At 43.9% G+C, this 23,014-nt stretch carries 17 protein-coding genes and 1 tRNA gene; 17 read left to right on the top strand and 1 reads right to left on the bottom strand.

Going from position 1 to position 23,014, the window contains the following annotated elements; genetic code table 11:
- The 6 genes from H8S17_RS13545 to H8S17_RS13520 all read left to right on the top strand — a co-directional run bounded on the left by H8S17_RS13545 (nt 1) and on the right by H8S17_RS13520 (nt 4,539).
- Nucleotides 1–927 carry a ParB/RepB/Spo0J family partition protein gene (locus H8S17_RS13545; RefSeq protein ID WP_186867629.1) on the top strand — a complete coding sequence of 309 codons (927 nt, stop codon included), beginning with the start codon at nt 1–3 and terminating at the stop codon, nt 925–927.
- A gap of 30 nt (nt 928–957) precedes the next feature.
- A complete protein-coding gene (locus H8S17_RS13540) occupies nt 958–1,464 on the top strand; it encodes a DUF4446 family protein (RefSeq protein WP_186867628.1) in 507 nt (168 codons plus the stop codon).
- Nucleotides 1,465–1,482: 18 nt separating this feature from the next.
- Entirely contained in the window at nt 1,483–2,526 is a 1,044-nt protein-coding gene (locus H8S17_RS13535) for an HD-GYP domain-containing protein (RefSeq protein WP_186867627.1), read from the top strand.
- A 38-nt stretch (nt 2,527–2,564) separates the two neighbouring features.
- Entirely contained in the window at nt 2,565–3,446 is an 882-nt protein-coding gene (locus H8S17_RS13530; RefSeq protein ID WP_186867626.1) for a DUF3881 family protein, read from the top strand.
- Nucleotides 3,447–3,912: 466 nt separating this feature from the next.
- Nucleotides 3,913–3,989 (top strand) — tRNA-Arg (locus H8S17_RS13525).
- Between the two features lie 370 nt (nt 3,990–4,359).
- On the top strand, nt 4,360–4,539 hold the full coding sequence (locus H8S17_RS13520) for a hypothetical protein (RefSeq protein WP_024721699.1): 180 nt from the start codon (nt 4,360–4,362) through the stop codon (nt 4,537–4,539).
- A gap of 75 nt (nt 4,540–4,614) precedes the next feature.
- Here H8S17_RS13520 and H8S17_RS13515 read toward each other — a convergent pair whose 3' ends face one another.
- Nucleotides 4,615–4,836 (bottom strand): DUF3784 domain-containing protein, encoded by a 222-nt coding sequence (locus H8S17_RS13515; protein ID WP_015573075.1) that lies wholly within the window; start codon nt 4,834–4,836, stop codon nt 4,615–4,617.
- Between the two features lie 610 nt (nt 4,837–5,446).
- Here H8S17_RS13515 and H8S17_RS13510 point away from each other — a divergent pair.
- The 11 genes from H8S17_RS13510 to H8S17_RS13460 all read left to right on the top strand — a co-directional run bounded on the left by H8S17_RS13510 (nt 5,447) and on the right by H8S17_RS13460 (nt 23,009).
- Nucleotides 5,447–6,271 (top strand): ParA family protein, encoded by an 825-nt coding sequence (locus H8S17_RS13510; protein ID WP_024721698.1) that lies wholly within the window; start codon nt 5,447–5,449, stop codon nt 6,269–6,271.
- A complete protein-coding gene (locus H8S17_RS13505) occupies nt 6,228–7,172 on the top strand; it encodes a ParB/RepB/Spo0J family partition protein (protein WP_024721697.1) in 945 nt (314 codons plus the stop codon). The genes H8S17_RS13510 and H8S17_RS13505 overlap by 44 nt, the downstream gene beginning before the upstream one ends.
- Before the next feature lie 233 nt (nt 7,173–7,405).
- Nucleotides 7,406–8,110, top strand: a complete 705-nt coding sequence (locus tag H8S17_RS13500; protein ID WP_024721696.1) for a hypothetical protein — start codon at nt 7,406–7,408, stop codon at nt 8,108–8,110.
- Between the two features lie 70 nt (nt 8,111–8,180).
- Nucleotides 8,181–12,431 (top strand): SpaA isopeptide-forming pilin-related protein, encoded by a 4,251-nt coding sequence (locus H8S17_RS13495; protein ID WP_015573073.1) that lies wholly within the window; start codon nt 8,181–8,183, stop codon nt 12,429–12,431.
- 148 nt (nt 12,432–12,579) lie between these two features.
- Nucleotides 12,580–12,873 (top strand): exodeoxyribonuclease VII small subunit, encoded by a 294-nt coding sequence (locus H8S17_RS13490; RefSeq protein ID WP_003525240.1) that lies wholly within the window; start codon nt 12,580–12,582, stop codon nt 12,871–12,873.
- A gap of 9 nt (nt 12,874–12,882) precedes the next feature.
- On the top strand, nt 12,883–13,476 hold the full coding sequence (locus tag H8S17_RS13485; RefSeq protein ID WP_015573072.1) for a hypothetical protein: 594 nt from the start codon (nt 12,883–12,885) through the stop codon (nt 13,474–13,476).
- A gap of 13 nt (nt 13,477–13,489) precedes the next feature.
- Nucleotides 13,490–13,723, top strand: a complete 234-nt coding sequence (locus H8S17_RS13480) for a hypothetical protein (RefSeq protein WP_015573071.1) — start codon at nt 13,490–13,492, stop codon at nt 13,721–13,723.
- The gene (locus tag H8S17_RS13475) at nt 13,701–14,258 is read left to right on the top strand and encodes a hypothetical protein (protein WP_024721694.1); all 558 of its coding nucleotides are present in this window, start codon (nt 13,701–13,703) and stop codon (nt 14,256–14,258) included. Before H8S17_RS13480 ends, H8S17_RS13475 begins: the two co-directional genes overlap by 23 nt.
- A 5-nt stretch (nt 14,259–14,263) precedes the next feature.
- Nucleotides 14,264–14,947: a hypothetical protein gene (locus tag H8S17_RS13470; RefSeq protein ID WP_015573070.1), complete on the top strand. Its 684-nt coding sequence runs from the start codon at nt 14,264–14,266 to the stop codon at nt 14,945–14,947.
- Nucleotides 14,948–14,962: 15 nt separating this feature from the next.
- Nucleotides 14,963–22,627 (top strand): N-6 DNA methylase, encoded by a 7,665-nt coding sequence (locus tag H8S17_RS16965; protein ID WP_102364677.1) that lies wholly within the window; start codon nt 14,963–14,965, stop codon nt 22,625–22,627.
- Nucleotides 22,617–23,009, top strand: a complete 393-nt coding sequence (locus H8S17_RS13460; protein ID WP_014635901.1) for a hypothetical protein — start codon at nt 22,617–22,619, stop codon at nt 23,007–23,009. The genes H8S17_RS16965 and H8S17_RS13460 overlap by 11 nt, the downstream gene beginning before the upstream one ends.
- Nucleotides 23,010–23,014 lie beyond the last annotated feature (5 nt).

The raw sequence follows: 23,014 nt of genomic DNA, 5'->3' as shown, positions 1-23,014 counted from the left end.
ATGGCAGAAAAAAAAGGCTTGGGAAAAGGTTTAGGCAAGGGATTAGGAAAAGGAATAGATGCTGTAATCTCTCCTAAAAATATAGCTGTAAGCAACAATAATGATAAAGAAAAAATATCTACAGATAAAGATACCATTATGATGGATATCCAGAAAGTAGAACCAAACCGGGAACAGCCAAGAAAGAATTTTGATGAGGATGCATTGTTAGAATTATCAGATTCTATCAAACAGTTTGGCGTATTGCAGCCGCTTTTGGTTCAGGATAAAAAAGATTATTATGAGATCATAGCAGGAGAACGCCGCTGGCGTGCTGCTAAGATGGCGAAATTAAAAGAAATACCGGTTATTATTAAAAATCTTACAGATCAGGAAATCGTAGAAATCTCCTTGATTGAAAATATACAGAGAGAGGACTTAAATCCAATAGAAGAAGCAATTGCATATAAGCGATTATTAAATGAGTTTAATCTGAAACAGGATGAAGTCGCAGAGCGTGTATCAAAGAGCAGAACTGCCGTTACAAACTCCATGCGGTTATTAAAACTTTCAGATAAAGTACAGCAGATGGTCATTGATGATATGATATCGACAGGTCATGCAAGAGCATTGTTGGGAATTGATGACTGGAACAAGCAGTATGCAGTAGCACAGAAGATCTTCGATGAAAAATTAAGCGTTCGTGAAACAGAAAAACTTGTGAAGAAGATGCAGAATGAAAAAAATACTGCGCCTGCAAAAGAAGTACCGGTTGATCCAAAGCTAGAAGTTATCTATCAGGATCTCGAAAAAAAAATGAAAACAATTTTAGGTACGAAAGTTGTGATAAACAAGAAGAATGCAAATAAAGGTAAAATAGAAATCGAGTATTATTCACCAGAAGAACTTGATCGTATTGTAGAACTTTTACAGTCAATAGGACAGTAATAGAAAAATGATAAAGAAAAGGATAAAAAAATGATTGAGTATTATTTAGGAATTGATTCAGATTACATATTATTAGGACTTGCAGGATTTGTAGTGATCCTATTGATCATCTTATTAGTCAATGCAGTTCAAATACACAAATTAAAGAAAAAATATAAAATGTTTATGGATGGAAAAAATGCAAAAACTTTAGAAGAATCTATTATGAGCCGCATGGATCAGATGGATTATCTGATTTCTTCTAATAAGAAAAATGAGAATGATATCCAGACAATTTATAAGAATTTGAAAAGTACATTCCAGAAAGTCGGATTGGTTAAATATGATGCATTTCAGGAAATGGGCGGAAAACTGAGTTTTTCTCTGGCACTATTGAATGAAACAAATGATGGCTTTATTATCAATGCTATGCACAGCAGAGAAGGATGTTACACTTATATCAAAGAAATTATTGATGGAAATTCTGTCATTACCTTAGCAGATGAGGAAAAAGAAGCATTAGATATGGCAATGCATATGAATGAACACAAAGAGTAAAATGGAGTTTCACACAGGATGAAAACAAAAAAGGTGGAGTCGCTGCAGGAAAATGAGATATTAGCATTACCTGTGTGCACAGAAGAAGGAGAGGTTCTGCTTCCTAAAGGCACAGAGCTGAAAAGGGAATATATGGACATATTGATTTCTTTAAATATCGCAGAAATACAAATAGAAGATAAGTACAGTTCCTATGAACAGCCTACATGGCTGATTACAGAAACAGAAAAAGAAACGAATCTTAACCGTATTCAGAAATTATTAGAAAATCATATTTATAAGGAAAGAGCTTCCCTTCGTTCTGTTAAGGACTTAGCTTTTGATCTTGTAGAATATACAAACAAAATGGATTTGGATAAGGTTTATGATATGTTATATCAGAAAACAAATCTGTATGAACATACACTTCGGGTTACAATATTATCTCTGCTGACAGCACGCAAGTTAAAACTTTCTAAGGGGCAGTTGTACGCAATTACAGTCGGTGCATTATTGCATGACCTTGGACTTCGCTATATTACAGTATCCTATATAGACAGGGATCTTACACTTTTAAGTCCGGAAGAAATGTTTGAATACAAAAAACATACGATATTAGCATATACTGTTTTAGATGGAAAAGAGGATTGGCTTCCAGAAATATCAAAAGAGATGATATTGTCGCATCACGAGAAATCAGATGGTTCCGGATTTCCTCTAAAACAGAAGAATCAGAAAATGGAATGTAAGATTTTACAGCTTTGTGATACCTTTGATTGTCTGATTTCAGGTATGGAATGTAGAAGATATCCAATCGATCAGGTGATTGAATATTTTCTTGTGAAATCAGAAAATAAATATGACAAAAAAGCAATGACTGCATTATTTTCTATGATAGCAAAATATCCGGTAGGAACAGAAGTGGAACTTACCAATGGAAAGTACGGAATAGTGAAAAAACAGACAAAATATCCTGAATTTCCGGTGATCATGGAATTGACAGAAGCAGATGGAAAAATCATGGGTGAAAAGGTATTTGATTTAGAGTGTGAACAGAATAACGGAATTTATAGAATGTTATAAACATATGTTCTAAAATAGTGCTATTGGAAAGGATTAGAATGCATAGTTTCTTAAAAGCAGTTGGCTTTGATAAAATAGGGAATATAAAACTTGAAGAAATTTTAAGTCAGGTAGTGGATCAGCCAAATTATATGAATATGGCTGAGGATTCACAGGGAAATACATTTGTGGAATTTTCAAAGGATTTTGGAGAATCCATTGGAATTACAGTTTGTGGCGGCTATTCAGAAAATGAAGAATTTCAGATGGATTATTACTATCCATATTTTCGTGGAAGCAGAGTAACCAGTGAGGAAAGTATTGAGATTGAAAGACATTCAGAAAAAGAATCTTATGCGGCTGTCTGTGATGAATTAAAAGTAGGTGTTACTTTGGTTTTTTATTTACAGAATGTCGCAGAGTACTTACAGGAAAAATCTAAATGGGAAAAAGGATTTAAGCCACAGCTTTCTGCTACATTGGCAGGATTGGCATCCGAAGGAAAGATTTTGCTGCCGATCATAAAAAGTGAAAAGCAGATATTAGAAAATGAAAAAACAACCCAGACAAGGAATCATCTGATCGCAGCTGCAAGAGAAGGTGATGAAGATGCAATCGAAAGTCTGACGTTAGAAGATATTGACACTTACTCTATGCTTTCAAGGAGAATTGTAAATGAAGATATCTTTAGTATTGTAGATACCAGTTTTATGCCGTATGGAATAGAGAGTGACCAGTATGCAGTTTTAGGAGAAATTCTAAATGTCAGTCAGACAACAAATCGCATTACCGACCAGAAAATTTATACTATAACGATCGATACAAATGATCTTATTTATGATATCTGTATCAATGAAGATGATATGTTAGGAGTACCGGAAGTAGGCAGAAGATTTAAAGGAAAAATCTGGTTACAGGGCATGGTAAAAGTAAGAAACTAATTGCTTTTTTATCGGTTAAGTGATAAAATAAAAACGTTCTTGTTTGAGAACGTTTTTATTTTATATCAGATAAGTTCCCATAGTTAAATGGATATAACGGGGTCCTCCTAAGAGATAGCCGAGGCATTCCCCAAAGGGAAAAAATGAAAAACAACTTTCAGTTCGAATCTATTCTGAAAAATGCCAATGGTGACAACAAAGCATTTCCAAATTTGGGAACGTTCTAATGTTACCAACTCGAAAAAATCTGTAGATTGGCAACTCGAAAAAGAGTTGATAATCTTATATATGGCCGAAGAAAAAAATTCCAGAAACCCAGTAAAATCAAGGGTTTGCGGCATGTGTCGTCATAGCTCAGCTGGATAGAGCACTCGCCTCCTAAGAATATGTTATAACGACCGCCTTTCGGGCAAAGGCGATTGACATTGAGTAAGTTTAAGACTAAAATTGAATAGATTTTAAAGATGTTTCCGTAGCTCAGCTGGATAGAGCGACCGCCTCCTAAGCGGTAGGTCGGGTGTTCGAATCACCTCGGGAACGCCAAAAACTCCGCCGGAAAACCCAGTAAAATCAAGGGTTTCCGGCGTTTTTTCATTTTTACGGAAAAAGTGAAAAATCGTAAAATTCACAGATTTTCATTAGCAAAATCTCCGTCAGCTAATGGAAATTAGGACGAATGTCGTCCGCCTTTCAGGTGAACGACTTGCTAATAAAAATTAGCAGGATTTTCGCTATTTTGCTAATGAAAATGCCCTCTCTGCTAATGGCAGAAAAATTCGAGCAAAATTCCTGCTAATGAATAAGGCGTTCGTTACCCTGTTAATTCGTTCATTTAGGGGTGGTCAAGCGACAATCGCACACTACTTCTATGCCATTTCTTATTATATAATTGCGGTAACAGGAGGTGGTTGTTTTGAAAGAACAAAAATATCATTTATACCTTTCCAAGGACGAATACAGCGAAGTGCTGCAATCACTTATCCGTTTGAAGAACAGCCTGATAGCACAAGGCAGATACACGGACGCAGCAGATGATATTATTTGCAAGGTGCTTTCAGCCAAGAAAAGAAAGTTCAAAATCAAATATATCTGAACACGAATAAAGACCGCCTACACTTTTGTAAGCGGTCTTTGCTAATTTAGAGTAAGTTAGACAAACTAGAATTTATTAGGCAAACAGAATAAGTGCAACACCTGTGATAAGCAGAACTATACCAACAACAAACTCTATCATTCCCACTTTCTTTGCGTATTCTTCTTTCTTCCGACCGGCTTTGAAATCCGCCTCAAAACCGTTGATAAGATTGTATTTCTTTTTAAAGTAAATGAAGTATCCAAACAGAAGGAATGCCAATCCCAGAACTACAGCCAATACCTTTAGGAATATCATATAAACACCTCCACAAAAAATTCAAATTTGTCTTTCTCTTAATTTCCTATTATACACCAAAATTATGAATATTTCTACCCGCCGTCTATTGACCTCAATTAAGAGGAAAGTAGGTGGCTTTTTTTGTTAGCAAAAAAATTTTCAAGAAATTTTGAAAAAACACCCCCCAAAAACGCTCTCCCATTTCAAACAAGTGAAGGGGTTAATTCCGAGCCACGAAAAGGTCAGCCCTTTCACTTGTATTTTGACAACTGAATAAACCATTCACTAAGACTTTAATTCTGATGATTTTAGCCACCTTATCGGGTACGCCGTGACTTCTGCATTGCAGAACAGCGAGAACTCCCGGTATAGGTAACAGGTTGCCCCTGTTACGGCGATGACAGTCAGAAGGATAATGATACTTCTCTACGGAGCTGGCGGAGTACCCGGCAGAGGTGAAATTCCTATGATACAGATTAGCAGTCTGTTCCTTAGTGACTTCCCGTGAGCTTATTGCTCGGCAAGGGGTGTTGAGAACAAATATTGCCCGACCGGTTAGGAAATGAGCCGGTCAAGTACATAGCCATACTGCGATGGCTATGAATTTCACGAAAGGAGGACGCACAAAGTGTCGAACTGCAAAACGATTGCGATATGCAATCAAAAAGGCGGAGTTGGAAAGACGACCACTACGGTAAACCTCGGCGTCGGTCTTGCAATGCAGGGAAAGAAAGTGCTGCTCATAGACGCAGACCCACAGGGCGACTTAACCACTTGTCTCGGTTGGCAGGATACAGACAACTTGGGTATCACGCTTGCAACGAAACTCACAGATGTCATAAATGAAACGATGAATGACCCTACGGTCGGTATTCTGCACCACGACGAAGGTGTTGACCTTATTCCGGCAAACCTTGAGCTTTCAGCAATGGAGTTTAACCTTGTCAACGCAATGAGCAGAGAGACGGCATTGAGAAACTATCTCAGCGAAGTGAAGGAGAAATACGACTATATCTTAATAGATTGTATGCCTTCCCTCGGAATGGTAACAATCAATGCTCTATCTGCGGCAGACAGCGTAATAATTCCTGTTCAGGCTCAGTATTTACCGGCAAAAGGTATGACGCAGCTTGTTCAGACCATTTCACGAGTTAAGAAGCGTATCAATCCGGGCTTAAAGATTGACGGTATGCTTCTCACTTTGGTGGATAGCCGTACCAACCTCGCCAAAAGCACGGTAGAAGCTCTGAGAGAGAACTTCGGTAGTCAAATCAAGATGTATCGAACATATATCCCGATTGCCGTAAAAGCCGCAGAGACTTCTTCCAAAGGCAAGAGCATTTTTGCCTACGAACCGGGCAGCACGGTGTCAAAAGCGTACACCGAATTTACAAAGGAGGTGTTAGCCGATGGCAGGAAGAAAGAGCGACTTCACTCTCACGAAGCTCGATGACTTATTCTCGACGCAGGAACAGAGAGATGAAGAAAAACTTTCAAAAATCCGAGATATTCCCTTGACTGAGATTGACGATTTCCCCGACCACCCTTTTAAGGTGCGTGATGACGAGGATATGGCACAGCTCATTGAGAGTATTAAGGAACGAGGGGTAATCACTCCGGCGACGGTAAGGCAGAAAGAGGACGGCAGATACGAACTCATATCGGGACACAGACGAAAGCGAGCCTGTGAGCTTGCCGGGTTTGATACTCTCCGTTGTGAGGTCGTTGAACTGAACCGAGACGAAGCCACGATTTTAATGGTTGAGAGCAACTACCAAAGGTCGCAGATACTTCCCTCGGAAAAAGCCTATGCCTACAAAATGCGTTTGGAAGCATTGAGCAGACAAGGCAAAAGAACAGACCTAACTTCCGACCCAGTGGGTTGGAAGTCAAGCGGAAAAGAAACAGCACAACTAATTGGAGAGCAGTCGGGTGACAGTCAAACCCAAGTTCGCAGATATATTCGCCTTACAAACCTTGTTCCCGAACTTTTGGAATATGTTGATGAGGGGCGAATTAAAATGCGACCGGCGGTTGAATTGTCTTTTCTCGATGAGGACAGTCAGCGTGATGTGGTTGATGAAATCGACCTGAACGACGCAACCCCGTCCCACGACCAAACAATCCGTATGCGAAAGTTCTTTGAGGAGGGCAAGCTCACAACCGAAGCAATCCAAGCGATTATGTCGGAGGAAAAACCAAACCAAAGGGAGAAAATTGTTTTGAGGGGCGATAGGGTTCGACAGCTTATCCCGAAGAATATTCCCATAAGCCAAACGGAGGATTTTGTGTGCAAGGCATTGGAGCATTACAACAAGTTTCTGCGAAGCAGAGCCGACCGTGACAGCCGATAGCCTTCCCCCTTTCTCACACTCTAACCCCTATATATACCGGCTATTAACCTGCTGAAAAATATACTCTATCTCCCTTGAGTATATCTATCTCTAATAACATATAGCTGTCTATAAAAGGGTTCGCACATTTGGAGCAAAAGCAAAATGTCTGCTACGATAAAAAGTTCAGCCAATCGCACCTTTGATGTTTTGACCGGTTTTGATTACGATTAAGGCAGAAAGGAGCGATGGATATGAAAAACAGGCTGATACCTTGTGTTCTTGCCTGCCTGATGATTTTCCTCGTAGGTTGTAACGGTAACACAGCCAAAGAAGCTGCACAGGAGATTACGAAAACAGAGACTTCTTTTCCGGCTGGTAATACCGAAACAGATTCTCAGGAAGAAACGGCAGAAGAACCGGAAAGCACGACAGTTCAGGAAGAAACACCGATTACGGCAGAAGAAAGCCAATCAACCGCTGAAAGGCAGACGGTTGCGACTGTTCAGACAAAACCGGCGGAAGAAAAAACGGCTGATACTCCTGCAACCGAAAAGCCAAAGGCAGAGCCACCGAAGCAGACAACCACGCAGGCTGAACCCGAAAAACAAACGGAACAGCCAAAAGAACAGACAACTGCCGAACAAAAGCCGGTTGAAAAACCGACTGAAAAGCCGGCAGAACCGAAACCGACAGAGCCGCACAAGCAGACATTCGATGTCAGCCCTTATGTTAGTTACGCAAAAGAGTATGCGGTAAGCATAGGGCTTTCTCTTGACATCACGGCGACAGAATGTTGGGACAACCCCATATCCGCAAATCCTAACCGAAGCGGTATCAAGTCTGATATTGAAAGCAGACTGAACCGATACAAGAACAGCGAGGGTTTTACCGCTGTGTGGATATGGACAGAAAAGCTATCCGATACGGATTACAACATCTATATCGGCTACTGCTAAAACAAAATAATTTTAAGCGGACGCACTGAGTAAAATCGGTGCGTTTTTGCATTTCAAGGAGGAAAACGCAATGGTTAAAACAAAATTCAAGAAAGCCGTCTCGCTTATGTTGGCGGCGGTTATGAGCCTTACTGCTTTTACGGGCATTGGGGCAACGACAGCCTTTGCAGCCGTAGGAGAAAAAGCCGATGTGTACCTCGTCGATTATCCCCGAAGCGGAGATACCAATAACAACGGCGAATGGGGACACGGCAATCTCAACTATATGAACGGTTGGAAAGGCTTGTCCACAAAATATACAGGACTTCGTGCAATGGGTTCGTATTCGGGCAATATTGCCTACTGTATTGAACCGGGTACAGGTCAGCGGACTGGAGATACTCTCACCGAAAAGGACGAGAACTTCTTTAATAACATCAGCCCGAACGGAACGATTTCCGGCGATGACATTCGCCTGCTTATCGGTCGTATCTTGCAGTACGGCTACCGTGGAGGTATTTCGACAAGCTGGAAGTCGCAGAATGAAAGCGACGCAAACTGCATCGCACACGCTTATGCCACTCAGATTTTGATTTGGGAAACGATTGTCGGAGAAAGAGACGCAGGCTTTAATCACGTTTCTACCAGCGGATACAATGCCGTGCTTGAATGTGTAAGCACTGCACACCCACTCCGCAGTAAAATCTTGTCGTACTACAACAGTATGGTAACAAGTGTTCAGAATCACACCAAAGTGCCGAGCTTCTGCACAAGGTCAAGCGGTTCTGCAAAGGTAAACGAGCTTGAATGGAACGGAAGCAAGTATGTTGCTACTCTCACCGATACAAACGGTGTGCTTGGCAATTACAACTTCTCGGCAAACATTGACGGGGTTTCTTTCTCTGTCAGCGGAAACAAATTGACTGTTTCGATGGAGAAAGCTCCGAGCAAGGAATTTACCATCACAGCCGCAAAAAAGAACGGTGTCCGCAGAGGTGTTGTCGTATGGTCTGACGGTATCCATCAGAACGGAAACGGCATTCAGGATGTGGTCACTTATGCTCAGGAGGTCAGTGACCCTGTCAGCGGCTTTGTCAAAATGAAGGTAAGCTACGGCTCTTGTCAGATTGTAAAGACAAGTGAGGACGGAAAGGTTGACGGCATTCAGTTTACCATAAGCGGTAACGGTGTCAATCAGACTGTAACAACCGCAAACGGCGGTAAATTCCAACTGGATAACCTTATGCCCGGTGTTTACACGGTAACAGAACAGTCTATCGACAAATATGTTCCGCAGGAGGTTCACAGAGTAACTGTTGTTGCCGGTCAGGTGTCAAAGGTCAATTTCAATAATGTTCTCAAAAGAGGTAATCTTCAGGTCATCAAATCTTCTGAGGATAACTTGGTTGAGGGCGTTACCTTCCATCTTTACGGCACATCTCTTTCCGGTATTGCTGTCGATGAGTATGCCGTGACAGATAAGAACGGTGTTGCTTCTTTTGATGATGTGCTTATCAGCGGCACTACCCCATACACCATTGAGGAAGTGGATACCGCAATCCGTTATGTTGTGCCTGCAAATCAGACCGCACCGATTAACTGGAAAGAAGTAACCACAAGAAACTTCACGAACATTCTCAAAAAGTTCAGCGTAACCGTAACAAAGAGCGACCGAGAGGAAGGCACACCGCAGGGCGACGCTACCCTTGCCGGAGCAGTTTACGGTATCTATAAAGGCGAAACCCTTGTGGACAAGTATGTGACGGATAAGAACGGGCAGTTTACCACAAAGGAATATGTCTGTGATAATGACTGGACAATCCGTGAAATCACGCCGTCCGAGGGTTATCTGCTTGATACGACTGTTCACAAGGTCGGTGCTGAACCGCAGCTTTATACGGTGGAACACAATCAGACAGCAAATGATGTTACCGAACAGGTTATGAAAGGCAATATCGCCATTATCAAGCACACCGATGACGGCGAAACTCAGATTGAAACACCGGAAAACGGAGCAACCTTTGAAATCTATCTCAAATCTTCCGGCAGTTTTGACGCAGCAGAAGAAGATGAAAGAGATGTCATTGTCTGTGATGAAAACGGTTTCGGGCAGACAAAGGATATGCCTTACGGCGTATATACCGTTCATCAGACCTCCGGTTGGGAAGGTCGTGAGCTGATGAAGAACTTTGATGTGTTCATTGCTCAGGACGGACAGACCTACCGCTATCTTATCAACAACGCAAACTTTGAAAGCTATATCAAGGTTGTCAAGGTGGACGCAGAAAGCGGTAAAAACATTCCTTATGCCGGTGCAGGCTTCAAAATCTTTGACCCTGACGGCAATCAGGTAACAATGACCTTCACTTATCCTACTCCGACAACGATTGATACTTTCTACACCGACGCAAACGGACAGCTTGTGACACCGGAAAAACTGGAATACGGCAAGGGATATTCTCTTGTAGAAGTTCAGGCTCCTTACGGATATGTGCTTGACAGCACACCGGTGTACTTTGATGTGGCAGAGGAACATTCTTCCGATGAGGGTGGTATTACCGTGATTAAGGTCGATAAGCCTAATATGGCACAGAAAGGTACAGTCAGCATTGAAAAGACCGGCGAGGTGTTTTCAGGGGTAAATATCTCCGGCGTGGAAAACGCCGATGTGATTTATCAGCCTGTCTATGAAGTGAAAGGTCTTGCAGGTGCAGTTTATGAGATTAGCGCAGCAGAAGATATTATCACTCCCGACGGTACACTCCGTTATGCAAAGGGCGAGGTAGTAGATACTGTTACCACAGATGAAAACGGACTTGCCAAGAGTAAGGAGCTTTATCTCGGAAAATATACGGTGGTTGAAATTACTGCACCGGAGGGTATGGTCATCAACAAAGAAGCTCACGATGTTGAGCTGACTTATGCCGGTCAGGAAGTGTCTGTAACCGAAACCGCCACAAGCTTTGTAAACGACAGGCAGAAAGTAGCGGTAAGTCTTGAAAAGACTATTGAAAAGAACGACATCTTCAATATCGGCAACGGCGATGAAATGAAGAATATCAGCTTCGGACTTTTCGCCGCAGAAGAACTTGTTTCTGCAAGCGGTACTTCTATTCCGGCAGACGGACTGATTGAGATTATCTCACTTTCCGAGAACGGCAAGGCTGTTATCAAAACCGACCTTCCTTTCGGAAGCTACTATGTAAAGGAACTTGCCACCGATGAGCATTATATCCTTACCGACGCCAAGTATCCGTTCACTTTCAGCTATGCCGGTCAGGATACCGCAAATGTTGAGATTGCGGTCAATGACGGCAAGCCGATTGAAAACAAGCTCATTTACGGTTCTGTTTCCGGTAAGAAGATTACCGAAAACGGCGAAGCACTGGGAGGTGCTGTAATCGGTCTGTTTAAGGCTGATGAAACCGAATTTACAAAAGAAAATGCTTTGATGACTGCTACCTCCCAAAAAGACGGTAGCTTTTCTTTTGAGAAAGTACCGTATGGCAACTGGCTTGTAAGAGAAATCGAGCAGCCGGAGGGCTTCGTGCTTGATGAAACTTCTTATGAAGTTAAAATCTCCGAGGTCGCTCAGGTCATTGAGGTCGAAATCGTCAATGAGTATGTTCACGGCAATATCAAGTTGACTAAGGTCGATGAAGATTACCCGGACAACAAGCTGACAGGAGCGACCTTTGAGGTTTACAAAGATGTAAACGGCGACGGTAAACTGGATGACGCCGACGAGCTTATCGGAACTCTCTCCGAAACCTCTACCGGTATTTACGAGATGAAGGAACTTCTTTACGGAAAATACCTTGTAAGAGAAACCAAAGCACCGGATGGCTTTGAGCTTGATAAGGGTGTGTACTCTGTTTTCATTGAAAAAGATGAAACCACCTACGAGGTAGAAAACAAAGCCGGCGTCGGCTTTATTAACACAGCTATGAAAGGAAACCTGAAAATCGTTAAAACTTCCTCTGACGGTAAGGTTGAAGGCTTCACTTTCAGAGTTACAGGAGTAAACGGTTACGACCGAAGCTTCACGACCGATAAGAACGGCGAAATCATTATCGAGGGACTTCGTATCGGCGATTACACCATTTCCGAGGTTCAGGATAGTGTTTCTGCTTCCTATGTGCTTCCTGCGGATAAGATTGCAACCGTAAAGGTCGGTTCTACTACCGTTGTGGAAATGCACAATGAGCTGAGAGATACACCAAAGACCGGAGATAACAGCAATGTGGGCTTGTGGACGGCACTTGCGGGACTTTCTGCCCTCGGTATTGTCGGCACAGCCGTTGTTGCGTACAGAAAAAAGAAGAAGGAGGACAATGAGTAATGGACGCTAAAACAATCGTAGCAGTTGTATTAGTCGCCTTTATTATCGGCGGCTTTATCTTCTTGCAGATTAAGAACAGAAAGAAATAAGGAACGCTTGTGTGGGCGGAGTGAAAACTTCGCCCACCGTTCTTTTACGGAGGTGCATTATGAATAAGCAAAAGACGGTTGACAGCAAGGTGCTTGCAATACTCAGAGAATGCCCCGAAACGAGGTATGACGATATGCAGCTTATCCTTTGCTATTACAACCGATACAGCTATATGAGAGTCGGAGATTTACCGCTTGAGGATATAGTCAACAACTATAAAGGCTACGGCTTGCCGTGCTTTGAGACTATCCGCAGAGCAAGACAGAGAGTGCAATCCCTATTTCCCGAACTGTCAAGGCAGTGCAGTGGCTGCGACTGCGGAAACATCAGAATTGTGATTGAAGTAAGCTGAGGTGTGGATATGAACGAGGGAAAAAGAAAAATCGGTGAATACACTGTTCTTTGCTCGGTCAATGTGGGCGAAAAGGAAGTTATCTTGGCTTCCAATGAGCAAAGTACAAACGGCGATAAATTTATGTGCGGCTTTGCAGAGCGAAACGACCTGTTTGAACTGTGTTCGGAATGTATGGTAAGCGATGACTATATCGAAATCGTACACCTTTTCGGAAGCCGTGTGGCAAATGAAGCGGAGCTTTTCAAGGAACAGGTCGAAAAACTGGATATTCCAATCACACTCATAACAGAAGCCGACTGTATCCCCGACCACTATTCCAAAGACATCAACGGCAAAATCATAGCCATTGACCCCAAGGTATTAAAGCCTGAATTTCAGAGAGCCGACAGACAGCTCTACTATGTTACAGGTGGTTTCGGTGCGTCGGCAAACAGCCGTGGAAGTGCCGTGTTTTGTACCAATCTTCACACCGGCAAATCAACCCGATATGAAAGAATGGATGTTATGGGCGAAATAAAGCCTGAGCGTCTGCCTGAATGGGCAAAGGAAAAGGCACAAGAGCTTTCAAACAAGAAGCGAAATAAAGACAAAGAACGATAAGGAGGACAAAGCAATGAAGGAAAATTTCACTTTTCAGCAAAAGACAAAGCTTCTGACGAAACTGTTTGACGCAGGCTGCAATACCGAAAAGAAATTGCAGCAGCTCGACATGGAGAGCATTTTGAAAATTCCGGGTATCACTATTCCGGATATGAGTCTGATTATCGAGTTTCAGAAGCAGACCAAAGCCAATAAGCTGTTCTCTTATTTGGGAGGTGGCACTGATGAGCAGGCAGGAACAGAATGACCGCCATATCATTTGGAGCGACATTAGCCTTGACCTTGATGATTGGCGAGAGTCTTTGGAGGAACTGTATCCCGGATATTCCGATGATGAGCTTTACGACATTATGGTAAAATCCAATGCCGAAAATCTTTATGATGAACGAGTAAATCTCAATATTCAGCTTTCACAGCCGATTATTGTTATCGGCGACCTCGGCAGATGGAACGGCAGAGTGTCGGGCTACAAGATGATTGATTCCGGCAACATTAAGGACTGCCTTTATTCCGATACCGATTACAACGAATGGTATGTGGATAAGTACGGCGACCTTCGTGCCGACGCCGTTCATCACGACGGTACAAACCATTATCTTTACCGTGTATTCAAAGACGGTGTTACCGATACGCAGATTGAAAATCTGCAAGATAAAATCTATAACGGAAAAGCCACAAGAGCCGACATCACACGAGTTACCAAAAGGCTCGGCGATGACATTGCCGGAGTTTATGGTTTTCCTATTCCAAAGCAAAGACAAACAAACGAACAAGCGAGGTGATGAAAATGGATTACAGAGTATTGACCGAAGCAGAGCGTAAATACACCTTCAGCCAAAGTCAGCAGCTCTCTATGCAGACCGGTCTTATCGGATATTTGAGAGCCGACTTCGGTTCTAACGGGAACGAGTTTTGGACGACTTGGAACGATTTCAGAAAAGACTTGAAAACCGATGAATTTAAGGCTGAATTTGATGAAGTCATAAACGGATTGCGTGACGGCGATGTTTTGTCCGGCAGAAAGGCTATGTCCTCTTACTGTTATTCCACTCCCGACAGCTCCTTTAATGATGACTGCAACCACTACGGCATCCGTCTTGATACGGGAAAGTACAGCTATCTTATGAGATTTAACCCCAACAGGGGCGAGTACAATCTGTACTGCTATTGCTATCAGAAAGAGTGGCTAAATGCCCACTTGAAAAACGCTGAGCGAGGTATCCGATTTATCAACCCGCACTATCAGGAGCAGTTTCGCATTGCGGACGGAGAAAAAATCTCAATCAAGCTCGGCGACGGCAAAACAATGGAGAGAACTTGCAGATATATCGACGACTACCATTTGGAGGTCGGCACAAATCTCTACCATATCTGCGAATTTGCCGAGCTTTGCGAGAGAAACGGTCATACCGTAGAACCAGCCGCAAAAGAAAACACGAAATCCGCAAAGGACAAAGAAAAAACACGATAAGGAGGTGCAGACGAGGTGGCAAGAAAATTTGACCTGATTTCAGAGCTGTATGAAAGAACCTGTTTTGCAGTTACAGACAATCCGGTAAACTGGCAATCGTTTCTGAAAACAGCAGGCAGAAATTTCAGGCTCCGATTTGATGAACAGCTTCTCATTTATGCCCAAAGACCCGACGCAACAGCCGTGCTTGAAATCGAACGATGGAACGGTACTTTCGGTCGCTGGGTAAACCGAGGAGCAAAGGGTATTGCCGTATTTGAGGACACAGACAGAAGCCGTCAAAGGCTGATTCATTACTTTGATATATCGGACACCCACGAAAGTCGACATTCCCGCCCTGTTCCGATTTGGGAGATGAGACCCGAATATGAAGCAGAAGTTATTGAAACACTTGAAAATACTTTCGGTGCGGTAAACGATACAACGAGTATTGAAAATGTCGTCAAAGAGAGCATTGCCAATGCCGTTGAGGATAACATCGCAGACTATATCTCCGACTTTATGAGTTTGGGTGCAGGAAGCGATATTGAGTATTTGTCTGCCGACGAAGCAAATGCCTTGTATTTGGAGCTTGTCAGAAACAGCGTATCATATATGGTTATGGCACGATTGGGACTGAACGCAGACAAGGTCTATTCTCCCGATGACTTTGCCGGTATTTCAAGTTTTAATTCACAGGAAGTTCTCAATGCGGTGGGTATTGCTACAAGCGACATTGCAGAAATGGCGTTGCTCCCTGTCAGCAGAACAATCAGCACGCTCAGCAAGGAAAATCGCATAATTGATGAACAGGAGCAATCCGAATACAATAAAGACATCAAAGACGAAAGGAGTCAAAGCGATGAGCGAAATCACATACACGATGGTGGGAGATTACAATCTTCCGAACCTGAAACTGCCGGAGCAGACGGAAGTGACTCTCGGCAGATGGTCGCAGATGAGGAGAACTTATCTGAAGGAACATCACAAAATCCTGTACTACAATCTTCTGACGAAAGGGATTCTGAACAGTCACTTGGCGGAGGTTCAGCAGAGAGCCAGCGAACTGGAGGAAACTCTCGTGAAGCAGATGGCACAGAAAGCCGGGCTGACGGAGCAGATGAAAGCGGAAGATATGATGAAGTGGGTTCGCCTGATGAACAACATCAGGAACTCGGCACAGGAAATCGTGAAGAATCAGGTAATATTCGCTTAGAGTATTACGACAGAAACCACGAGGACAAGAGCCTGCCGTTTTTCGGTGGCGATGATACTATCCGAGAGATACTCGGTACTACCCCGCATTTGTCCGCTTCAAAGGAAGAAATCAAAGACTTCTATGAGAGAAATACGGACAATGCGACCCGTACCGAATATATCAAGGGTATCTTCAATAACGACTACACCCGGCTTACCTTAAACGACGGCAGGCTTGTGGGATACAAAACATTTCAGAATGTCCTCCACTTGTGGGAGGGTGAATACGAAAACAGAACCGCTCAGAGTTTCTACGACTGGGGCGTTATCGCACAGCATTTTGAAGCAATGAGACTTTTGGGAGAATTGACCGATACAATGAAACCGATTCCGTCTATGGACGGTCAGTTGACTCTCATTATGGGAAATCAGGCAGAGGAACAAAAAACCTCTGCCTTTACTTTTTCTCAGGAAATCATAGACGCTGTATTGACCCGTGGAAGCGGAGTTTCCGAGGGTAAAATGCGTATCTATGAGCAGTTTGAAAAGAGCATTTCCGCAAAAGAGAACGCCGACTTCTTGAAAAACGAATACGGTTGGGGCGGCTCTTATCCGGTCATCATCGGTGCAGGCATTGACGAACAGCACGACGGAAAAGGTATCACAATTTCAAAAGGTATCGGAAGCGACAAGCCGCACATTACTCTTTCTTGGTCTCAGGTGGAAAAGCGTATCGGAGACCTTATCCGTATGGACAGATACCTAAACCCAAAGGAAAAAGAAAAGTACCCTGAATGGCTTGAAAAGCAGGAAGAACGGCGAGCCGAGCTTGCAGAGCAGAGAAAAAACCGTGAGATACTTTCTACCGCACCGCCTGAACCTGAAAACAAAGAGGACGAGCCGGAAGCGCAGTATGAATATCATCTCGGCGACAGCGTGTATATTGGGGCTTCTCAGTATGAGATTTTGTCCTTTGATGAAAACCGTGTAATGCTCTATGACTTCGATATGCCCTTATTCAACAAGGAACTTTCAAGGGAAGAATTTGACCGCAAAGTGCGTGAAAATCCGATGAACGACCACTTGAAGGTCAGTGTATTACCGGCGGAAGAAAAAACCGTTACAGGCGAAAATAAAGCTCAAAACGATACTGAAACCGTACCGGATTTCAGTCCGAAAACCGGTTATGACGACGCCTTCTTTATTGACCGGGACAATGAAAGTGTAACTTGGATGTACTATAACCCCGACAGCAATGCCGGAGGTCAGTATGTTACAAATACTCTTTCTTTTGACGAGATACAGCAAGTCGCACGGGAGTATGACTCGGCAGAGGATTTCTTTGATTATCTCGGTAGCATTGCAAATCAGGAGCTTGCCGATGTAGGTACGGAATGGTTTGTGGACGCAGACCGAGAATTTCACAGGACACCGGATTTGACCGACTGTACCTCTGCCACAATGGAAGCTCTTATTGAAAACACTGAAAGAGCTGATATGGTGGCAACAAATATCGGGAATGTACCGATTGAGGATTACAGAGAAATCGTTGCTACTCAAAACGGTTTTGACAGCGATGAGGAAATGTATAACGAGGGTGTTCGTATCGGCAACGGTTACGACAAAGAGCCTGAACCGATTGTCCCCGCTTGGGAGCAAAAGAAAAAGTCAAAAGTAAAGAGCTTTGACCTCCACCCGGATATTCCTATGTCCGAACGACACAACTTTGACCTTGCCAATAATCAGGTTGAAGAAGTGAACAAGAAAGAACGCTTCCACCGAAACTATGCAGCAATAAAAGTCCTGAGAGATTGTCAAAACGAAAACCGTTTTGCAACACCTGACGAGCAGAAAATCTTGTCGAGATATGTCGGTTGGGGCGGTATTCCCGAAGCCTTCGACGAACGAGCAGGAGCTTGGCATACAGAGTATGCAATGCTGAAAAACATCCTGACGCCGGAGGAATATGCGTCGGCAAGAGAAAGCACACTGACTGCATTTTACACTCCGCCCGAAGTATCTACCGCCATTTACAAGGTGTTGGAACAGATGGGATTTCAGGAGGGCAACCTGCTTGAGCCGTCCTGCGGTATCGGTAATTTCATCGGTATGCTGCCCAAGTCAATGGAAAACGCAAAGGTTTACGGTGTTGAGCTTGATACCATTTCAGCCGGTATCGCTCAGCAGCTTTATCAGAAATCTTCCATTGCGGCACAGGGCTTTGAGGAAGTAAATGTCCCCGACAGCTTCTTTGACGGCATTATCGGCAATGTGCCTTTCGGAGATTTCAAAGTCTCCGATAAACGATACGACAAGTACAATTTCTTAATCCACGATTATTTCTTTGCAAAATCGCTTGATAAGTTACGCCCCGGCGGTGTGATGGCTCTTGTGACAAGCAAAGGAACTATGGACAAGGAAAACTCCAATGTGCGTAAATATATCGCACAGAGGGCGGAGCTTCTCGGAGCAATCAGACTTCCGAACGACACCTTCAAAGGTAATGCCGGGACAGAGGTCGTATCCGATATTCTGTTTCTGCAAAAGCGAGACAGACTCATAGATATTGAGCCGGATTGGGTTCATCTTGACACCGACGAAAACGGTATAAGGATGAACTCATATTTTGTTCAGCACCCGGAAATGATACTCGGCGAAATGAAAATGGTAAGCGGTCGCTTCGGACCGGAAGCAACCTGTGAACCGTTTGAAAATGCCGACCTTTCGGAGCTTTTGAACGAAGCAGTCTCAAACATTCACGGAGAAATCTCCGAATACGAGGTTGCCGACGAACTGGAGGAAGAAGATAATTCTATCCCGGCAGACCCTATGGTAAGGAACTTCTCTTACACTGTTTTAGACGATAAAATCTATTTCCGTGAGAACTCCCGTATGTCCCCGGTGGAGGTATCTGCAACCGCTGAGAACCGCATTAAGGGTATGATTGGGATAAGAGATTGCGTCCGTAACTTGATTGAACTGCAAACCGAGGATTACCCGGACAGCGAAATCAAACAGGCACAGGATAAGCTGAACACACTGTATGACAGCTTTACAAAGAAGTACGGACTGATTAACAGCCGTGCCAATACTTCTGCCTTTTCCGACGACAGCTCCTATGCTCTGCTCTCCGCTCTTGAGGTTATCAATGAAGATGGCGAACTGGAACGCAAGGCGGATATGTTCTTCAAAAGGACGATTAAACCGCACAAGCCGGTAACGGAGGTTGACACCGCAGACGAGGCTCTCGCTGTCTCTATGGGCGAAAAAGCAGCCATTGATATGGAATATATGATGGAGTTGTCCGGCAAAAGTGAGGAGGAATTATTCGCTGACTTAAAGGGTGTAATCTTCTTAAATCCCCTTTATGAGTACGGTAATTCCTATGAGCCGAAGTATCTGATGGCAGACGAATATCTGTCGGGCAATGTTCGTGAGAAGCTGGCGACAGCCAAAAGGTCTGCGGCACTGTATCCCGAAGATTACACCGTCAATGTGCAGGCACTTGAAAAGGTGCAGCCAAAGGATTTGACGGCAAGCGAGATTTCCGTAAGGCTCGGTGCGACTTGGATACCGCCCGAAATATTCCAACAGTTTATGTTTGAGTTTCTCGACACCCCACGCTATGCACAATGGAATATCAAGGTTCACTACTCTCAGTTTACCGGCGAATGGAACATTGAGGGAAAGAGCTACGACCGTTCCAATGTAAAAGCGTACAGCACATACGGTACTTCCCGCATCAACGCATATAAGATAATTGAGGAAACACTGAACCTGAAAGATGTCCGAATCTTTGACTATATCGAAGATGAGGAAGGCAGAAAGAAAGCCGTTCTCAATAAAAAAGAGACGGCAATCGCACAGGCAAAGCAGGAACTCATAAAGCAGGGCTTTCAGGACTGGATATGGGCTGACCCTGCCCGCCGAGAAAAACTCACGAAGATGTATAACGAAAAGTTCAACAGTATAAGACCCCGTGAGTACGACGGAAGCCACATTGTTTTCAACGGTATGAACCCGGAAATCGAACTCCGTGAACATCAGAAAAATGCGGTTGCACACATTCTGTACGGCGGTAATACGCTGTTAGCACACGCAGTCGGTGCGGGCAAGACCTTTGAAATGGTAGCCGCCGCTATGGAGTCCAAACGACTGGGACTTTGCAATAAGTCGCTGTTCGTAGTGCCAAATCACTTAACCGAGCAATGGGCGGCGGAGTTCTTACAACTCTATCCGGCGGCGAATATTCTCGTAGCGACAAAGCGAGATTTTGAGACAAAGAACCGCAAAAAGTTCTGCGGTCGAATTGCCACGGGAGATTATGACGCCGTAATCATCGGTCATTCTCAGTTTGAGAAAATCCCGATGTCCATTGAAAGACAGAGGGCAATTCTTGAGCAGCAGCTTGAAGAACTGACAGACGGTATTATGGATTTGAAGCGAAACCGTGGAGAAAACTTCTCCATTAAACAGCTTGAAAAGTCTAAAAAGTCCGTGAAACAAAAGCTGGAAAAGCTCAACGACCAAAGCCGAAAGGACGATGTTGTTACCTTTGAAGAACTCGGTGTGGACAGGCTTTTTATTGACGAGAGTCATTATTACAAGAACCTCTATCTTTACACCAAAATGCGTAATGTGGGCGGTATCGCTCAAACGGAAGCACAGAAATCCTCCGACCTGTTTATGAAGTGCCGATACCTTGACGAGCTTACAGGCGGTCGAGGAACGGTATTTGCAACCGGTACTCCTATCTCAAACAGTATGGTGGAGCTATATACCATTCAGCGATACTTGCAGTACAACACGCTTGTCAAAAACAACTTGCAGCACTTCGACTCGTGGGCAAGTACCTTTGGAGAGACTGTAACAGCCGTTGAGCTTACCCCGGAGGGAACGGGTTACAGAGCGAAAACCCGCTTTGCGAAATTCTACAACCTACCGGAGCTTATGGCGATGTTTAAGGAGGTCGCCGACATCAAGACGGCGGATATGCTGGAACTGCCTGTGCCGGAAGCACACTTCCACAATGTTGCGGTCAAGCCTTCGGAAATGCAGAAAGAGATGGTTGCTTCCCTTGCGGAACGAGCCGAGAAAGTCCGTGGCGGCGGTGTAGATTCGAGTGTAGATAATATGCTTAAAATTACAAACGACGGCAGGAAGTTAGCACTTGACCAGCGTATGCTTAACGATATGCTGCCTGATTTTGAGGGCAGTAAAATCAACGCCTGCGTCGATAACATCTACCGTATTTGGGAGGAAACAGCCGATAAAAAATCGGCACAGCTTGTGTTCTGCGACCTCTCAACTCCAAAGAATGACGGAACATTCTCGGTATATAACGACATCAGAAAGAAGCTCATAGAGCGTGGTGTCCCCGAAAGCGAAGTCCGCTTTATCCACGAAGCAGATACCGATGTGAAGAAAAAAGAACTGTTCCAAAAGACCCGTAAAGGCGAGGTCAGAGTGCTTCTCGGCTCTACGCAAAAGATGGGAGCCGGCACGAATGTTCAGGACAGACTTATCGCACTTCACGATGTGGATTGCCCGTGGAGACCGTCAGACTTGGAGCAGCGTTCCGGTCGAATTATCCGTCAGGGTAACTCAAATCCTGATGTAGATATTTACCGCTATGTAACGGAGCAGACCTTTGACGCATATCTCTATCAGCTTGTAGAGGGAAAGCAAAAGTTCGCCAGTCAGATTATGACGAGCAAATCCCCGGTGCGTTCTGCCGAGGATATTGATGAAACCGCCCTTTCCTATGCAGAGATTAAAATGCTTGCCACCGGCAACCCGTATATTAAGGAGAAGATGGATTTGGACATTCAAGTTCAAAAGCTGAAGCTCTTAAAATCCAACTTTCTATCTGAAAAATACGCTTTGGAAGATAAGATAATCAAATATTATCCGCAGCGAATTACAGCTTTGGAAAACCGTATTGAAGGATTGAAGCAAGATGTAGAAACTGCGAAACAGCACCCGAAACCAACGGACGACCGATTTGTCGGTATGGAGGTTAAGGGTGTTTTTTATTCCGAAAAAGCCGACGCCGGTAAAGCAATCATTGAAGCCTGCAAGCAGATGAACAGCCCCGACCCTATTCCTCTCGGCAAGTACCGAGGGTTTGAAACGGAACTGCTTTTTAATACCGCAGAGCGAAATTATGAGGTTCGACTGAAAGGTGCGACAAGCAGAAATGTTCCTCTCGGTGATGACGCACACGGCAATATTATCCGTCTTGATAACGGCATTGAGAGATTTGCCGAGAGCTTGTCGCTTGCGGAAAATGACCTTGAGAACACCACAAATCAGTTGGAAACCGCAAAGAAAGAAGTCCAAAAACCGTTTATCCAAGAGGAAGAACTAAAGACAAAGCTTGCCCGCTTGGACGAGCTGAATATCTTGCTCAATATGGATAAGCGAGAAAACGAAATTGTCGGCGGCGAACCCGATGAGGGCGAAGTGCCGAACACACGAAAGGAGAAAACCTATGAACGATAAAATGACACCCGATAAGGAAAGAGAAAACTGCCCTTGCAGAAAAGCAATCATTAACCCTTTTGACGCAATGATGATGGTTGTGGTCAGGAGACTTGATAAAGCATATCTCGAATTGAAAAGAAGCAAACCGCCCGCAAAGGAAGCAGAATTTGCCCTTAGAAATGCAAAGCTTTCTTTCTACGGAGAGTTGGTTCGACAGAGCATTGAAACGGTGTTTTCGCCGGAAGAAATCATTGCTTTGTATGAAAACGACGACCTTGCGGGAGGTGCTTGGACTGTTTGGAATGACATCGGCTGCCCTGTTGATAAGATACTCATTATCATTGCAAAGCTCAGTATCAACGAACCGATACAGAAAGCGGTTGCCGATTTGCTGATGTAGAACGG

It is taken from the genome of Roseburia zhanii (assembly GCF_014287635.1).
GTDB lineage: Bacteria > Bacillota > Clostridia > Lachnospirales > Lachnospiraceae > Roseburia_B > Roseburia_B zhanii.
Note: the sequence above shows the minus strand (reverse complement) of the source record. Positions and strands in the feature narration are given on the sequence as shown.

Bases quoted from the DNA above. Each gene is read 5' to 3' on its own strand.
- H8S17_RS13540 (WP_186867628.1), top strand. From the start codon at position 958: ATGATTGAGTATTATTTAGGAATTGATTCAGATTACATATTATTAGGA.
- H8S17_RS13500 (WP_024721696.1), top strand. From the start codon at position 7,406: ATGAAAAACAGGCTGATACCTTGTGTTCTTGCCTGCCTGATGATTTTC.
- H8S17_RS13495 (WP_015573073.1), top strand. From the start codon at position 8,181: ATGGTTAAAACAAAATTCAAGAAAGCCGTCTCGCTTATGTTGGCGGCG.
- H8S17_RS13515 (WP_015573075.1), bottom strand. From the start codon at position 4,836: ATGATATTCCTAAAGGTATTGGCTGTAGTTCTGGGATTGGCATTCCTT.
- H8S17_RS13470 (WP_015573070.1), top strand. From the start codon at position 14,264: ATGGATTACAGAGTATTGACCGAAGCAGAGCGTAAATACACCTTCAGC.
- H8S17_RS13545 (WP_186867629.1), top strand. From the start codon at position 1: ATGGCAGAAAAAAAAGGCTTGGGAAAAGGTTTAGGCAAGGGATTAGGA.
- H8S17_RS13530 (WP_186867626.1), top strand. From the start codon at position 2,565: ATGCATAGTTTCTTAAAAGCAGTTGGCTTTGATAAAATAGGGAATATA.
- H8S17_RS13460 (WP_014635901.1), top strand. From the start codon at position 22,617: ATGAACGATAAAATGACACCCGATAAGGAAAGAGAAAACTGCCCTTGC.
- H8S17_RS13505 (WP_024721697.1), top strand. From the start codon at position 6,228: ATGGCAGGAAGAAAGAGCGACTTCACTCTCACGAAGCTCGATGACTTA.
- H8S17_RS13480 (WP_015573071.1), top strand. From the start codon at position 13,490: ATGAAGGAAAATTTCACTTTTCAGCAAAAGACAAAGCTTCTGACGAAA.
- H8S17_RS13535 (WP_186867627.1), top strand. From the start codon at position 1,483: ATGAAAACAAAAAAGGTGGAGTCGCTGCAGGAAAATGAGATATTAGCA.
- H8S17_RS13475 (WP_024721694.1), top strand. From the start codon at position 13,701: ATGAGCAGGCAGGAACAGAATGACCGCCATATCATTTGGAGCGACATT.
- H8S17_RS13485 (WP_015573072.1), top strand. From the start codon at position 12,883: ATGAACGAGGGAAAAAGAAAAATCGGTGAATACACTGTTCTTTGCTCG.
- H8S17_RS13490 (WP_003525240.1), top strand. From the start codon at position 12,580: ATGAATAAGCAAAAGACGGTTGACAGCAAGGTGCTTGCAATACTCAGA.